This is a genomic window from Paenibacillus sp. LX16, from assembly GCF_036252815.1.
Classification (GTDB): domain Bacteria; phylum Bacillota; class Bacilli; order Paenibacillales; family Paenibacillaceae; genus Paenibacillus; species Paenibacillus polymyxa_B.
The window spans coordinates 1,918,727-1,933,255 of record NZ_CP141152.1; the positions used below are offsets into that span (position 1 = coordinate 1,918,727).

The 14,529-nt window shown below is 43.8% G+C and carries 18 protein-coding genes; 16 read left to right on the top strand and 2 right to left on the bottom strand.

Annotated elements, in window-relative coordinates; translation table 11 throughout:
- Positions 1-301 precede the first annotated feature (301 nt).
- The 15 genes from T3H97_RS08790 (at position 302) to T3H97_RS08860 (ending at position 10,177) form a co-directional block, all read left to right on the top strand.
- Complete coding sequence (locus T3H97_RS08790) at positions 302-961, top strand: hypothetical protein (RefSeq protein WP_328802296.1); 660 nt, start codon at positions 302-304, stop codon at positions 959-961.
- 128 nt (positions 962-1,089) lie between these two features.
- Positions 1,090-1,362 (top strand): hypothetical protein, encoded by a 273-nt coding sequence (locus tag T3H97_RS08795; RefSeq protein WP_328802297.1) that lies wholly within the window; start codon positions 1,090-1,092, stop codon positions 1,360-1,362.
- A gap of 325 nt (positions 1,363-1,687) precedes the next feature.
- Entirely contained in the window at positions 1,688-2,206 is a 519-nt protein-coding gene (locus tag T3H97_RS08800; RefSeq protein WP_328802808.1) for a hypothetical protein, read from the top strand.
- A gap of 481 nt (positions 2,207-2,687) precedes the next feature.
- Complete coding sequence (locus tag T3H97_RS08805; protein ID WP_328802298.1) at positions 2,688-3,824, top strand: polysaccharide deacetylase family protein; 1,137 nt, start codon at positions 2,688-2,690, stop codon at positions 3,822-3,824.
- Positions 3,825-4,031: 207 nt separating this feature from the next.
- Positions 4,032-4,457, top strand: a complete 426-nt coding sequence (locus T3H97_RS08810) for a phage holin family protein (protein ID WP_013309678.1) — start codon at positions 4,032-4,034, stop codon at positions 4,455-4,457.
- An 80-nt stretch (positions 4,458-4,537) separates the two neighbouring features.
- The gene (locus T3H97_RS08815; protein WP_013309679.1) at positions 4,538-4,825 is read left to right on the top strand and encodes a Dabb family protein; all 288 of its coding nucleotides are present in this window, start codon (positions 4,538-4,540) and stop codon (positions 4,823-4,825) included.
- A gap of 24 nt (positions 4,826-4,849) precedes the next feature.
- The gene (locus tag T3H97_RS08820) at positions 4,850-5,290 is read left to right on the top strand and encodes a DUF86 domain-containing protein (RefSeq protein ID WP_328802299.1); all 441 of its coding nucleotides are present in this window, start codon (positions 4,850-4,852) and stop codon (positions 5,288-5,290) included.
- Between the two features lie 8 nt (positions 5,291-5,298).
- Positions 5,299-5,946 carry a helix-turn-helix transcriptional regulator gene (locus tag T3H97_RS08825; protein ID WP_328802300.1) on the top strand — a complete coding sequence of 216 codons (648 nt, stop codon included), beginning with the start codon at positions 5,299-5,301 and terminating at the stop codon, positions 5,944-5,946.
- 96 nt (positions 5,947-6,042) lie between these two features.
- A complete protein-coding gene (locus T3H97_RS08830) occupies positions 6,043-6,366 on the top strand; it encodes a YtxH domain-containing protein (RefSeq protein ID WP_069011067.1) in 324 nt (107 codons plus the stop codon).
- Between the two features lie 208 nt (positions 6,367-6,574).
- Complete coding sequence (racE, locus tag T3H97_RS08835; protein ID WP_023987989.1) at positions 6,575-7,384, top strand: glutamate racemase; 810 nt, start codon at positions 6,575-6,577, stop codon at positions 7,382-7,384.
- Positions 7,385-7,501: 117 nt separating this feature from the next.
- Entirely contained in the window at positions 7,502-8,722 is a 1,221-nt protein-coding gene (locus T3H97_RS08840; RefSeq protein WP_328802301.1) for a M14 family zinc carboxypeptidase, read from the top strand.
- A gap of 136 nt (positions 8,723-8,858) precedes the next feature.
- Positions 8,859-9,125 (top strand): hypothetical protein, encoded by a 267-nt coding sequence (locus T3H97_RS08845; protein WP_023987991.1) that lies wholly within the window; start codon positions 8,859-8,861, stop codon positions 9,123-9,125.
- A gap of 140 nt (positions 9,126-9,265) precedes the next feature.
- Positions 9,266-9,568, top strand: a complete 303-nt coding sequence (locus T3H97_RS08850; protein WP_013309686.1) for an iron-sulfur cluster assembly accessory protein — start codon at positions 9,266-9,268, stop codon at positions 9,566-9,568.
- Positions 9,569-9,591: 23 nt separating this feature from the next.
- Entirely contained in the window at positions 9,592-9,813 is a 222-nt protein-coding gene (locus T3H97_RS08855; protein ID WP_007429791.1) for a YuzB family protein, read from the top strand.
- Between the two features lie 94 nt (positions 9,814-9,907).
- The gene (locus T3H97_RS08860) at positions 9,908-10,177 is read left to right on the top strand and encodes a hypothetical protein (protein WP_023987992.1); all 270 of its coding nucleotides are present in this window, start codon (positions 9,908-9,910) and stop codon (positions 10,175-10,177) included.
- 173 nt (positions 10,178-10,350) lie between these two features.
- Here the strand turns inward: T3H97_RS08860 and T3H97_RS08865 are convergent, their stop codons facing one another.
- Together T3H97_RS08865 and T3H97_RS08870 are read right to left on the bottom strand one after the other, a co-directional pair.
- Complete coding sequence (locus tag T3H97_RS08865; protein WP_328802302.1) at positions 10,351-12,333, bottom strand: LTA synthase family protein; 1,983 nt, start codon at positions 12,331-12,333, stop codon at positions 10,351-10,353.
- 188 nt (positions 12,334-12,521) lie between these two features.
- Complete coding sequence (locus tag T3H97_RS08870) at positions 12,522-13,682, bottom strand: THUMP domain-containing class I SAM-dependent RNA methyltransferase (protein ID WP_023987994.1); 1,161 nt, start codon at positions 13,680-13,682, stop codon at positions 12,522-12,524.
- A 157-nt stretch (positions 13,683-13,839) separates the two neighbouring features.
- Between T3H97_RS08870 and T3H97_RS08875 the strand changes: the two genes are divergently transcribed.
- Positions 13,840-14,484: an O-methyltransferase gene (locus tag T3H97_RS08875; RefSeq protein ID WP_328802303.1), complete on the top strand. Its 645-nt coding sequence runs from the start codon at positions 13,840-13,842 to the stop codon at positions 14,482-14,484.
- Positions 14,485-14,529: the final 45 nt, after the last annotated feature.

Genomic DNA, 14,529 nt, shown 5'->3' on the forward strand with positions numbered 1-14,529 from the left:
CTATGGGACAGTACCACAGAACTTCAATATTTGCGAGCCATGTACTAAAATCACTAAATTTATTATTTTTTTTGAAACATTACTGGTAAAATCTATTCGATTAATCCGGTGATATTAATACAAGACTCAAACCAACTCTCGTAAAGACTAATGGATATTGTTTTACTATATGGTTTTATATTGTAATTTTATTCTTTTTATAAATAGTTTTTGGATAAGTTGGTGGCATAGTAGTTGCTTTATATTGTTAATAGCAGAATTGAATTGCACAGTTTGATTTTATTCAGGGAGAAAGACTGGAGTGAAGAAGATGAAAATGCCTATTTGGTTTAAAATCATATGGATAGTTCCTATTCTTATAAATATAGCTGCGTTAATATGGTTTATTGTAGGATCAACTGGCGGCTTTCAACGTGGTCATGACATAGTAGCAAGCGCTGTATTGAGCGTGTTTGGAATTCCTTCTATTATCATATTGTTAATATCAATGACCCACATACAACAAGGGTGGGCTCCGTTTAATGGAGTAAAATATCTAGTATCAACGATATTGATGGCATCTTTATTATTTTGTTCTTATTATTTGGTTGACGGGACTCCTACACGAGGATGGTTACATGATGATGTTAGAAGTGATCCTGTGCGATTAACATCAGATCATAAATATGAGTATCGTATTGATCTAATTAATCCTTTTCAAAGAAATAGTCGGGAGCAATTACACTTGAAAAATGTATCAACAGGAGTAGAAGTGGACATTCCTATCGTTATAAGATCAGAAAGGGATATCTACTCTACTGGAGGTAGCGAGGGCTGGGATTGGGGTATTTTAAAACCGACAAAAGTACCGAATCAATATGAGTTGTCTACATTGGATGAAAATAACAACGGTAGATATGGTATGGATCCTAGAGTTTTTTTAATTGATGTAGAGGCTGGAAATGCACAAGTATTGAAGTAGAATTTTGAATTATTTAACCACATAGGGAGTCTTTATAAACCTAAATTTGGAAGTAGTGACCAAAATGCGGTTACAATTATTTCATGAGGATTACAACAACCAATCCATAAAGAGTATGAGGATGCCATTTGAGTAAATATATTTGTGCAGTCTGTGGTTATAATGGATTGAATTATCCTCAATGGGATAAACATGGTTTTCCAACTCACGAAATATGTAATTGTTGTGGATTTGAGTCTGGATTTGATGATGATGCAAAGGACATTCCAGAGTCAATCGAAGAATATAGGATTAGGTGGCTAAGTGAGGGGGCTAACTGGTTTAGCTCATCAAAGACCAAACCTTTGAATTGGAACTTGGCGATACAGCTAAAAAGAATCAATGTGGATATTTCTAAATAGTATAATTTGACTTAGAACCCACTGTAGTTTACGGCCTTGAGAGGAGTAAATCCCCTCAAGGTCTTTCTTTTACCGCCACCCGGTGCCAAATGAATGGGGCGGCTAAGTCCAAACGAACTTAACCCTCTTTGCTCCCGTATAATATTCCTCTAGTATGCCTGTACACAATACCAAATAGTTTCGTGTTGTGGTCTTTGTTATTAAAACTTCTTGACTGATCATAAATCTATGATCCTAATCAATATGTTCCAATGCATTTTTAATTCATTGACCCGAAGACAGGTAGAACCACATTGGATTACTATTATTTCGAATGAATAGGATGATGAATTTGAAAATAAATTTTAAACAGCCTTATGGTGTGATTAAGCATAATATGTCAACAGAGAACATTGCTGACTTGATAAGCTTATTTATTGAACAGGATTCAATTATATTATTTTCCTTTTACGAAAGGAATATGGATTTATTTGATGTAAATACACAGGAATTCATCTTAGAGAGGTGTGTTTTTGTGAATTCTGAGTGGGTATTGCCATGGGGGGAATCTATACCTCATTGGGATGAACCGAATCAGACACCGCCGAAAATAATGTGGTTTTCGGCGATGAAAAAAGAAGAAATTATTAAAGCAATTGAAATTGATAATTTATTTAGATGTATTGTCATTAAGAAGGGTTCAGATTTTAAACAACATTTCAATGTTTTATTCCATCAGGAATATTATTCGTCTATTGATGAGGAAGACTACGAATATTATTTAGGATTTACAAATAAGGATTTGTTTCTTGCTAATTATCTGGATGAAGTTAAAAAGAGGTTCGAGGTATCATTAATAGAATAGGCAAACGGAAAGATCTTGGGGGCGGCAATCCTCAAGGTCGTTCTTTTATATCAACACCTAGTATCAAATAAATGGATTAAATAATACTCCTTTTTGACACTCCATTTTCTATTAGAAACCCAGAATATTCAGTCAGATACCACTGTATCTATCTCCAAGTACCTTACCTTCATTTTCTTCAGGTAGTCTCTAGTTCTATCAAAATTTATTCACAACTTTGTAACCTTCTCTGGCAGGGGGGTTGCGAGATTGTTTTCAAATTGTTTTACTATATTTACCTACTATAGTCTGGTAATCTATTAATATATATAGGGGGAACGAAAAGACGTCCGGTTCAGTCGGTTCATAAATGCGTTTATGTTCTATATGTTGAGTGAATGTCTATATTGCCATGTCTATATCGTCATGTCTGTATAACTTCATAGACAAGCTAGAGATAGCTCCCGCACATTATAAAATACAGCACAGGATGGTGTAATGAATGAAGCTTTTAAAAGTAAAATGGATGGCTGTATGCTTGATGGCAATCTGTTGTTTGGGGTTGCTAGGTATACATACGAATACAGCGAGTGCACAAGCGAAGGCTCCTTTACTTGGGGTCAATGATGTTTTGCTAGATTCGAATACGATTAAGCCTGTAATGGAAAATGATAAGTTGTATGTTCCTATCGTGACATTAGGGCAAAAGATGGGCATTTCTACTTCTGCCAATGGAAATACATTGGTGCTGACTGGACATAATCGCAGCTTTACGCTGGATTTGAACCAGGGGGATGTGTTCGAGCGTGGAGGACGTACGATGGTGCCTATCCGCACTTTGACAGATGCGTTCGGCTTCACTATTACGCTTCCAACAAGTAATCTATATCGAATTCAGAACGCAAATGCTAGCTTGTCTGATACACAATTTTTAAATACATTCGCGACACAAATTAAACAGTACGCAGCTGTCAAACCGGGCAAAGCCAGCAATTCAGGCAACAAGGGAACTGCCTCATCATCCAGCCGTACGATTTATTTGAGCTTCGATGATGGCCCAACGGCGCACACTTCGCAACTGTTGGATATTTTGGATAAATATAATGCGAAGGCTACTTTCTTCATGCTGGGACCTGAAATTCGTCAACATAGCGCAGTGATGAAAAAAATGGTAGAGGCAGGTCATGGTTTGGGCTTGCATGGGATGACGCATCAGGTGAAGAAAATCTATGCATCCCCGGCAGCAGCACTGGCAGAGATGAATCAGGATAACGAAATTTTATTTAAGGCTACAGGAAAACGCACTTCTTTGATTCGTACACCTTATGGCAGCAAACCATATTTGAAGAAAGCATACCGCGATCAACTGACGGGCGCAGGCTATCATATTTGGGACTGGAACATCGATTCCAATGATTGGCGTTATACCAAAAATCCAGAGCATTTTGTACAGACTGTCCTAAGTGATATTAAAAGATTGAAAAAGCAAGGCAGAACACCAGTCGTTCTTATGCATGATAAGCCATCTACGATCAAGGTTCTTCCACAAATCATGGCCGCTTTGCAGAAAGAAGGCTATTCGTTCGAGCCGTTGAATGATAACATGACTCCGCTTAATTTTTGGAATGATCATCGTTAATTGAATAGCATGAAAGAAAAGACACCTTTTCAACCATTTATATAGTGGTTGAAAAGGTGTCTTTTTGTTGTATTTGCTCAGAATTGTGAAGTTTGCAGCTTGTTTTATATGAATCTATGAATTCATGTCTATGCTCAGGTCATACGACTTTACGGGTTACCACGTCACTGCATATATTACAGTAACCGCCCCGAGAGGAGGAGAGGTATGAATATAAATCCGAGTATGTTTAGTATGATTTGTGCTACCGCAGGAGCCCTTATTACGTTTGCCTTTGGCGGCTGGAATCAGCTAATGGTGCTATTCACGGTTGCAATGGCTGTTGATTATGTGACTGGAGTCGCCGCAGCAATTAAGACTGGGCAAGGTTTAAGCAGTAAAGCCGGTTTTTGGGGGCTGGCGAGAAAGGCTTTAATGCTAATGGTGATTTCTTTGGCACATCACGTGGATCTCCTGATGGGTACCGAAATCATGAAAGGGGCGGCGACGTATTTTTATTTATCCAATGAATTAATCTCTATTACGGAAAACTGTTCACGAATGGGTCTGCCGCTCCCACCGAAGCTCAAGAATTTTTTTGCCCTATTAAAGGACAAGGAGTCTGATGGTAAAAATGGCGGAAAAGATCGCTAGAATTACAAAGTTTCTTTCCGTATGTGGGGCGTTATGATAAAATTTTCAAGAGAACATTTTAAGATAAGGAGCCTATACGCATGATTAAACATATTGTTTTGTTCAAATTGAAAGACCGTTCCCCTGAAAGCATTGAGCATACAGCATCCATTTTGCGCAGCATGAACGGCAAAATCAAAGAGCTGCTGTCACTCGAAGTAGGTACGGATGTGATTCGTTCGGAACGTTCTTATGATATTTCCCTTACCGCTGTTGTCGAAACACTGGAGGATTTGCAAACGTATCAGGTACACCCTGTGCACCAGGAAATTATTGTACACATGAATGAAGTGAAGGATGTATCTATCGCAGTTGATTATGAAATCTAAAGCGATTACTGGAGGTGCAGGACCTTGTATTATGTCAACCGGGAACAAATTGAGCTTCGACTAGGGGCTGTTCCCGACATTGTCGCCGGACTTCGCCAGACTTCTGCTGCTTGGAACGGTGATCTGTTGCAGGGGCTAGTGCAGGAGCGCTGTCTTCATCTGGCAATTGAGACGGTAACGGATGTAGGAAGCTACATCATCGACGGATTTATTATGCGTGACGCTAGTAGCTATGAGGATATTATCGGCATCATTCATGAGGAAGGTGTACTGGATGATTCCGTATTTCATTCGCTAGTAGAGCTGGTAGGCTTACGTAAACCCCTAGTACAGGAGTACTTCCATTGGGACCGGACAAGCCTTCACCCGCTTACACCAAAGCTGCCTGGGTTGCTGGAGCTTTTTGCATCTAACGTGCATGATTATTTAAATAAGGAATTGGGTCCCCAGCCCGAGGGAGTGTAAAGGCAAAAGTGACGGATAAGTATATCGTACCCGAAATGCCCACTAGGCGCATGATCATGACATTATTGAAAACCCAGGGACCTGTGGGCGTCGGAAGCTTGGCAGCTCAATTGGGCATTACCGAAATGGGAGTGCGCAGGCATCTCAAATTGATGGAGCAGGATGGTCTGATCGTGGCTACGATCGTGAGACAGGCGATGGGACGCCCGACGTTTTTATACAGCCTGAGCGAGCAGGGAAGCGAGCAGTTCCCTCGTAATTATGATCATCTGTTACTGGAACTGTTAGAGGAACTGGATGAAGAGCAGGGAATGGAAGCTGTTTACTCGCTGTTTGATGGTAGAAAACGTAAAATGATGAAGCGTTACGCCCCTCATATAGAGGGGGAGACTACACTGGCTTCACGTGTGGAAAAGCTTTCGGGCATCCAGAATGCTTCCGGATATATGGCAGAGTGGCGCGAGGAAGAGGATGGTAGCTACTCTATTGTGGAATACAATTGTCCTATCTCTCAAATTGCAGGCCGTTATCGCAAGGCTTGTGAATGCGAGCAGCAAATGTTTGAGGAGCTACTTGATGCCGAGGTTGTTCGTGAGGATTGTTTGGCGGATGGGGGCCGTTGCTGCCTGTATCGTATCAGCTCTAAAAAAAAGTAAAACTTTTCAGGCTTGTTTTCTGTATCATGACAAGCTCCCCATGCTTATAATGCACTAACAGATGGGCATTCGCCCGGGCACAAGGGAGAGATGATGATGAAGGAGAACTGCAAAAGTTTTATCCGAGGCGCGTTGGCAGGCAGCATTGTTGGTTCGGTTGCTGCTTTATTATTTGCCCCTAAGTCAGGTCGTGAGCTGCGTCAGAATATTACAGATCAGGCGCGCAACGTAAGTGATAAGGGACAGGAGCTAGCGGGGAAAATTTCAGACACCTCAATTGAGTATACTGACAAAATTAAGGAGACAGCCTCAGCCGTCATTCATGAAATTGGGCAATGGCGTAAAAAGAGTGAAATGATTCCTGAGGTTAGTATTTCATCAGCGACTGCTCAAGAAGATACGGAAAAAGATGCGCTGTAACGGTCTGTAAAACGTAGGTGAAACACTGAATACGGTTTGAATTCGTGGCTTCTCCCGTTGGGATGGAGCCTTTTTATTGATCACTTCCTCGTTTTAGGGTAATCTTTTGGGGTACCTTTTACACTGATACGACATAAGGTATGTAGCAACGGATAGCTTTCCGAGATGAAACAACTCATATTTGAACAAAAAAGGAAGCGGTGTGTACGTGCAGCAAGCGATTGCAATATTGGATTCCGGTGTAGGAGGTTTGACGGTTGTTAAAGAAGTCATGCGTCAGCTTCCACGGGAAAAAATCATTTATTTTGGAGACACTGCGCGCACTCCGTATGGCCCCCGACCATCGGAAGAGGTTAAAAAATTTACAGAGCAAATGGTTGACTTTCTGATTCAATTTGATCCGAAAGTCATTATTATTGCTTGTAACACGGCTACTGCCGCGGCATTGGACTATATAAGCCAAAAGGTATCCATTCCGGTGATCGGAGTCATTCACCCCGGGGCTCGTGCTGCGATTAGTGCGACTGCTACCGGGCATGTCGGGGTGATTGGGACTGTCGGTACGATTCGAAGCGGAGCGTATACAGCTGCGCTCAAGCAATTGTCTCCTTACGTAGACGTGGTGAGCCATGCTTGTCCTGCGCTTGTTCCATTGGTGGAACAAGGATTATTCCGCTCCAAGACGACATCGCAGGTTGTGGAGGAGACATTGAGACCTATTCAAACGTATCCGATTGATTGTCTGATTCTTGGTTGTACGCATTATCCTTTTTTGAAGGAAACGATTCAAGAAGTCATGGGGCCTGCAGTAAAGCTCATTAGCTCGGCAGATGAAACGGCGCGTGAGACGAGTACCATTTTGTATAACAAAGGCAAGTTGGAAGCTGGGGATGAAACGCCGGTACATCAGCTTTTTTGTTCCGGTGATCCTGAATTGTTCCAGCGCATTGCCGCACAGTGGCTCGGGGAGCAAATTCGCCAAACGCCTGTCGTCTGGCAAGTCACCAATTTGGATTAACGAGACAGCCGACTTTTTGTCATTGGACAAAAGAAGTCGGCTGTTTTGCTTTTCGCTACATCAAGACACGCCGCGTTTGCATAACATGCAGTAAGGCAGATGGAAGGGGCGTAGAAGATGAGGGAATATATCGTTCAAAAAGGAGATACATTGCACCGGGTCGCCTCGGCTTTTAAACTATCGGCGGATACTTTGATCGTAGATAATCCGTGGGCCGCCACGCAACCCTATCTGATTAGTGGTCAAGTGTTATATATTCGTCCGTCTACGGATCGTAAATACGTTATTCAGCCTGGTGAGTATGCAAGACAGATTGCCAAGCAGTTTGGTGTGGAGCTTGATGAGTTACGGCTAGCCAACCCCGGACTTGCGGAGCATGATTTTATGGAAGGAAAAACTATTGTTATTCCTGAAGACCATCAGGATCAGATTGTACGATTACGTGGAGAGTATGGATATGAAGATTTAAAGGAAGACCTAGCGGCCTTGGCCCGCAGATATCCGTTTATTGAAGTTGGCAGCATTGGCACCAGTGTCATGGGGAAGGATATTCCTTATGTACGTATTGGGCAGGGAACGCGTAAAATTCATGCCAATGCTTCTGTTCATGCTAATGAATGGCTGACGACGCCTTGTTTGCTGCGTTTTATAGAGCAATATGCACAAGGGATCGATGGGACTGGAGAACATATAGGGACCTCTCAATGGGTGTATGGAGGTTCTCCGCAGGATTTGCTGGAGCATACATCCCTATGGGTGGTTCCGATGGTCAACCCGGATGGAGTAGAGCTGGTGCAACAAGGTGTACTCCCCACTCATCCGTTGTATCATGACCTCGAAAAGTGGAATGAAGGACGTGCTGATTATCGCGGTTGGAAGGCCAATATTCGTGGTGTTGACCTCAACGATCAATTTCCGGCATATTGGGAAGAAGAGGTACGCAGACGCGGTAAAATAGGTCCGTCTCGACGAGACTATGCAGGACCTGCACCTTTGTCTGAACCAGAGTCCAAAGCGCTTGCCGATCTGACGGAGCGCGAACAGTTCGACATGGTGTTATCCATACACAGTCAGGGACAGGAGATCTATTGGAATTACCGGGATCTAGAGCCTAAGGAGAGCCGAGATTGGGCCTTACGGCTAGCTGCCGCAACAGGGTACCGGGCGGTAAAACTGGGTGGTAGCGATGCAGGGTACAAGGATTGGTTTATACAGCGGTTTGGTAAACCAGGGTTTACCGTTGAAGTCGGTCTAGGTGTAAATCCGCTGCCCATGCGTGATTACGATGATATTGCAGCAGAAGTGGGCATGTTAATGGCAACAGTGCTGTCAGGGTAAAAAATTCGGCCTACTGAAACGTATCGAACCATTTGCGCGTATTAGGAGGAACACGTTTTTTATAAGTGTTCCTCTTTACATGTCCCTTCAATGGGGTATATATACTTAGGAGCATTGGAAATGGAGTGAACAACCTATGAAGTGGAAAAGATTACTATCTCTCCGTCAATGGTCACATGTATTTCGTCGTATGCCCCGATTTATTACTTCATCAAGGATTCCGCTGGGGGAAAAATTACTCTTTGCGGTGCCTGTGTTGCTCTATTGGGTATTACCTGATGTCATGCCATTTATGCCCATCGACGATATTGGTGTGACGCTATTGCTTATGAATTGGTTTGTCACCCGTGCCGAACGAAAATATCCAGATGTGCTTGAAAAACAGCATGTACGTGTTCGGTAGATAAGCTTATGAATTTCGTGATTGCGATTTTTCACGATTTTCTTTACAATAGGAATATTGCCTTTTGCTATGCTGAACATAATTGTGATTTATCCAATAAACCACATTTCATTTAATGAATATGAAGGAGATGAAGTTTGATGAACTGCAAAATTACTCGTAACGCAGCTAAAGTATTGAAACTTGAACTGGATAAGGAAGAGAACCAAGGGAAGAGCCTGCGCGTTGTTATTACTCATGCTCATGGAGATCATGCTCATTACGGGCTGGATTTGGACACGCCTAAAGAAACAGATACTGTCGTATCTACAGATAAAGGCATCGACGTAATTTTGGAAAACGGCCAGCCGCTGCTGGATGGTGTAAAAATTGATTACTTGTACTTCCCCGAAGAAGGATTTGTCATTACTAACCCTTCCCAAGGTAATCACGGCGACCACTAAGCCGGAGCTCGGAGGGATGACAGATGGCCAATGATATTCGCGTATGTGATGAATGCAATCATATCCGCTTGAAAACGATCTTGCCCAAGTTGCAAAAGATGGCACCAGATGCCGAGATCAAAATCGGCTGCAAATCGTATTGCGGTCCTTGTGGGAAAAGAGCGTTTGTATATGTGAACGGACGTTATGTGAGTGCGGCCACAGAGGATGAAGTATTGGAGAAGGCTGCGCGCTTTATCAAATAGTTCCAGTACGCAGCATTCGCAATTTTTGAATAGTTCCCCTTCTTCTGATCCATGCTAATGGATGTAGACCACTGCCCAGAAGGAGGAGTGACACATGGCCCAATATGATTCTAATCTCGACAATCACAGTGTTGAGGCTCAAACACAAAACTCGGTGGACAGGCTTCACAATGCCGTCTCTCAGGCATTGTCACATCCGGCTGAGCAACTGATTGAGCAGGCGGAGCAATCTCGCACTCATGCTGAACATGCCATACAGCAGGCAAAGGATAGCCTTGGTGACGACTCAGTAGAAGTTGCGGAGGACATGCTTGGTGAAGAGGTACAACGGCTTGAACAGGCTAAAAAAACGTTGCGTTCCTAGCGCAGTCGAGTGACAATCCATATAAAAAAGCACGATCCACAGCACCTACAAGCTGATGGATCGTGCTTTTTTGTTATATACAGGGCAGTTATGCGATCAACATCCTTCAAGGAGTCCGGGGAGGATGCTATGTTAGCAACCTCCCACAGAAAGTCTATTAGATACAGAAGGAGTTACTTCTTTATTTGTGGTTCCCATTCGCGAATAAGATCGTAAGTGATAACCTGATCGGATATGTTCAATCGATTGAGAGCTTCGGTATAGCCCGGTCCGCAGGCGTTTACAACTGTAGGCTGGCCTGTATTTAGGTTGTAACAGGTCCCTTTGGAGAATGTACCGTCCTCAGATGGAATGTAGTACACTTTTCCATCTGTGAAAGCACCAGTACGCAGCACAACCATACGAGGCTTCCCGCTAAACAGATCGTTTCCCATAAAATGATATGGTTTTGTAGAAATCCCAAGTAGGTGCATTACGGAAGGCGTCAGATCCAACTGACCTGCCGGTTCCGTATACGTGCCCGCCTGGCTTCCATCGGGAAGATGCACAAGCAATGGTACCTGATTCATGATTTTCTGCATGTCGAGATCCGTAAGTGGCTTGTCTAAAAACTTCTCATACAGTGCTTTGTCTTTAATAGAATTGTCATGATCCCCATAAAACATCAGGATCGTATCATCCCACAATCCGTCTTTCTTCATTTGATCTACCAATTCACCCAGTGCTTCATCTACATAATGGACAGATTTCAGATAGTCTCCAAACATGGTACCTTCAAACTCACCAACGTCTAAATCTACCGCGTCAGGTGACAGGTTGTACGGATGATGGCTCGAGATACCGACCATATAGGCGTAGAACGGCTGCTTAACTTCGGTGGTGAGATCATTGAGCGTTTGACGGAAAAAGGATTTATCTCCCAGGGACCAACCCAGTGGCTCATCTATTTTAAAATCTTTTTTACTGTAGAACTTGTCATAGTTCATTGCCTTATACATGGTGTAACGGTTCCAGAAGCTGCTGTCGTACACGTGAAACGCATTAGGACTATACCCAGTATCCTTCAAAATGGAAGGTAACGTATCGAATTTATGGTCCGCATAACGGATAAATACTGAGCCTGTAGGGAGCGGATGCAGCGAAGCATGTGTAGAGAAGTCCGCGTCCGAAGTACGGCCTTGCGCAGTCTGGTGAAAATAATTGTTGAAATACATGCTTTCCTTCGTCAGTTTGTCAAAGTTAGGCGTAATCGCTTGACCGTTGATCTGTTTGCCGATAAAAAAGTTCATGAACGCTTCAGCTTGAATGACCATCACGTTTTTGTCCTTATACTTGCCAGATAGATCATTTTTAACCTGAAGCAACTTTTGGTGCTGATTAAACCATTCCTTATCCTTATCGGATTCTGCTTGAGCCAATGTAGGCTGGGGACCAAGGTGATCCTGACCATAGCGGTAGATGTCATATCCATGAAATCCGATCAATCCGGTTACGTTGTACAAGGCCATCGACCACCAGTTGCCGACAAATATGCCAGTTGCCCACGTGGAGGTATAATATTTGATCGGCCCAAATGTTAATACATAGCCAATCAAGAAGGCCAATGCTCCTTTGGAGAAGCGAAGCAGAAATCTCTTTGTGAACGAGTTTCGGGATGCTTCTAAATAAGTATCATTCGTTGTAAGTCGACGTCGTAAGGAAGCCACAAATATGACATACGGAATGAATAGAATCCAGTCTGCAAAAAAGAAAAGGTCCCACCAGTACATAAGGGATGCGATACTTCCGCCTAGAGAATCAACTTGTCCGGCTTGAAGTAAGACGGGAATCGTAATGAAATCCTGGAAATAACGATAATAAACCATGTCGGAATAAATGAGCGCGGTGAGCAACATATCGAGCACCACAAGAGCAATCAAACGTCCGCGACGTGGCAACCATAAGGTCCAGAAGCTCACAAGTAAAAGCGAACCAATAGCGATGACATAATCCAGCGGATTCATGTCAATATTTTGGGCATGCAGGTTATAGTGAATCAGTACGAGCTTGCCGATCATAAGTACAAAAAACAGACCTAATCCAAAATATCGAGACAGCAGCATTCTGCTGAACGTGTTACCAGTGCGACTTGCACTGGACGTGCGAATAACCAACACTTTACCCCCTCTGGCAGAAATGTTCGGTTAGTATAAACTACATATTAACGTAATGTTAAAACCGAAATGCCTTTAATTATTATAGCGCTCATCTCGCGCATTTCAATGATTAAGTAAAGAAAATACAGCACAAATCAGGCCAGAACAACGAACAGAGGGTTCGTTTTCTGGCCTAGGCTTCATCATATTTAAGGCTGCAACGGCGAAGTATCTTTGCGGCGCGGAGGCAGAGGGCCTAGATACTGATAGTATTGGCATTCGATCCGGCCGTTAAACAACTTCCGGCGTTTGTCTGCTTTACGGCCCCAATAATGCTCAAATTGCTTGGTGGAGCTGATGGCAAAGAAGGACCAAGTCTTCATTTCGGCTGCCGTGCGTGCGAGTGAACGGATCAGCTTTTCCACCTCGGATTGCTCGCTCAGTCTCTCGCCATAAGGTGGGTTTGTAATCATCACACCATACTGTCCTTCGAGTCTGACTTTGGTTACAGGCATCACCTTAAGAGGGATGTCTTTAGCAAAACCTGCTGCTTTTACAGCTGCCTCAGCAACTTGTATGGCATTTGGGTCGATATCGCTACCTGCAATCTCAAAAGGAATGTCGTCGCGGGTCAAATCCATCGCCTCGTCGCGAGCCTGATCCCATAATTCTCTGCCAATGACAGGCCAGTCTTCTGAGTTAAAGGTACGTCTCAGGCCTGGCGCAATGTTCCAGGCTTGCATAGCAGCTTCGACCAACAAAGTACCGGAACCGCAGCATGGGTCATAGAATGGTCGGTCAGGGCTCCAGCGACTAAGCTGAATAAGAGCAGAAGCCATCGTTTCTTTGAGAGGCGCCTCTGTAACGAGCTTACGGTAGCCGCGTTTGTGCAGTCCTGGACCGGTCGTATCAAGTGTCAGCAACGCACGATCATTCAATAGAATGACCTCAATGACGTAACGAGGGCCATCTTCAGCAAACCAATCTGTGTGGTAGGTTTCCTTGAGCTTCTCTACAATCGCCTTCTTGACGATTCCCTGACTGGCTGGTACGCTACTAAGCTGTGATTTATGCGAACGTCCCTCTACGGGAAATTCACCATCTACAGGAATCCAATCCTGCCAAGGCAATGCTTTGGTACCCTCGAACAGCTCGTCGAAGGTAGTTGCAGCAAATTCACCCATTTTTATAAGCACGCGGTCTGATGTGCGAAGCCACAGGTTACACCGGCATATATCCATATAATCTCCGGTAAAAACGACGCGGCCATTTTCAACGGTCAGATCTTCGTACCCGAGTTCTCTGAGTTCCCGGGCCACGACGGCTTCAAGTCCCATTGGCGCAGTTGCAATTAGTTGCAGTTGAGTCATTAAACGTATTCACTCCGTCCCCATAATCATGTAAGCTTGGTTCAATCCCTATAGTATAGGTCATTGTACTCGAAGAGACAAATTATTAAGGTGAAAAATTTACGAAGGACACTACGTCCAACCTGCGTTATGATTAAGCAAGAAGGAGAGATGAACCGTGGAAATTACACCAAATATGACGCCTGAACAATATGTAGACCAGCTGGTACAAGAGGATGAAGCACTGCGAAGTATCAGGGAGGCTATCGTTAAAGAAGGTATGCCGGAAGTATCCGTCGCCCATCCTTATGGAAAACTGTTGACCTTTCTAATTGAAGTATCTGGCGCACAGCATGTACTGGAAATCGGCGCATTAGGCGGCTACAGTGGATTATGTCTGGCCCGTGGGCTGAGAGAAAAGGGTCGCATTGTGTCACTGGAGCTGAAAGAAGCGTACGCAGCGCTGGCACATCGACATATGGAAAACAACGGCTACGGTGACCGTGTCGAATACCGTATCGGACCCGCAGCGGACAGCTTGAAGGAACTTCAGGAAGAGGGAAGAACTTTCGATTTTTTCTTCATAGATGCAGATAAGGAAAATTACCCGGTGTATCTGGAGTATGCGATTGCTCTGGCGAATCCGGGTGCCATTATTGCGGGAGACAACTGTTTCCTTCGCGGACGGACGCTGAATACGGATAAGAACGGCCCTGCCGTCCAAGCCGTGAGACGGTTTAACGAAACGATAGCAACAGATCCGCGGCTGGTCAGCACGCTATTGCCAGCTTACGATGGATTGGCGCTAGCTCGAGTTAAATAGCGTTCATTCCCCATGTATAGCCACATATAAAGCAAGAACCTCCTT

Coding starts and splice junctions, on each gene's coding strand:
- T3H97_RS08845 (WP_023987991.1), top strand. CDS start 8,859: ATGAAGTGGAAAAGATTACTATCTCTCCGTCAATGGTCACATGTATTT.
- T3H97_RS08860 (WP_023987992.1), top strand. CDS start 9,908: ATGGCCCAATATGATTCTAATCTCGACAATCACAGTGTTGAGGCTCAA.
- T3H97_RS08840 (WP_328802301.1), top strand. CDS start 7,502: ATGAGGGAATATATCGTTCAAAAAGGAGATACATTGCACCGGGTCGCC.
- T3H97_RS08800 (WP_328802808.1), top strand. CDS start 1,688: ATGAATTTGAAAATAAATTTTAAACAGCCTTATGGTGTGATTAAGCAT.
- T3H97_RS08850 (WP_013309686.1), top strand. CDS start 9,266: ATGAACTGCAAAATTACTCGTAACGCAGCTAAAGTATTGAAACTTGAA.
- T3H97_RS08870 (WP_023987994.1), bottom strand. CDS start 13,682: ATGACTCAACTGCAACTAATTGCAACTGCGCCAATGGGACTTGAAGCC.
- T3H97_RS08810 (WP_013309678.1), top strand. CDS start 4,032: ATGAATATAAATCCGAGTATGTTTAGTATGATTTGTGCTACCGCAGGA.
- T3H97_RS08830 (WP_069011067.1), top strand. CDS start 6,043: ATGAAGGAGAACTGCAAAAGTTTTATCCGAGGCGCGTTGGCAGGCAGC.
- T3H97_RS08805 (WP_328802298.1), top strand. CDS start 2,688: ATGAAGCTTTTAAAAGTAAAATGGATGGCTGTATGCTTGATGGCAATC.
- T3H97_RS08815 (WP_013309679.1), top strand. CDS start 4,538: ATGATTAAACATATTGTTTTGTTCAAATTGAAAGACCGTTCCCCTGAA.
- T3H97_RS08855 (WP_007429791.1), top strand. CDS start 9,592: ATGGCCAATGATATTCGCGTATGTGATGAATGCAATCATATCCGCTTG.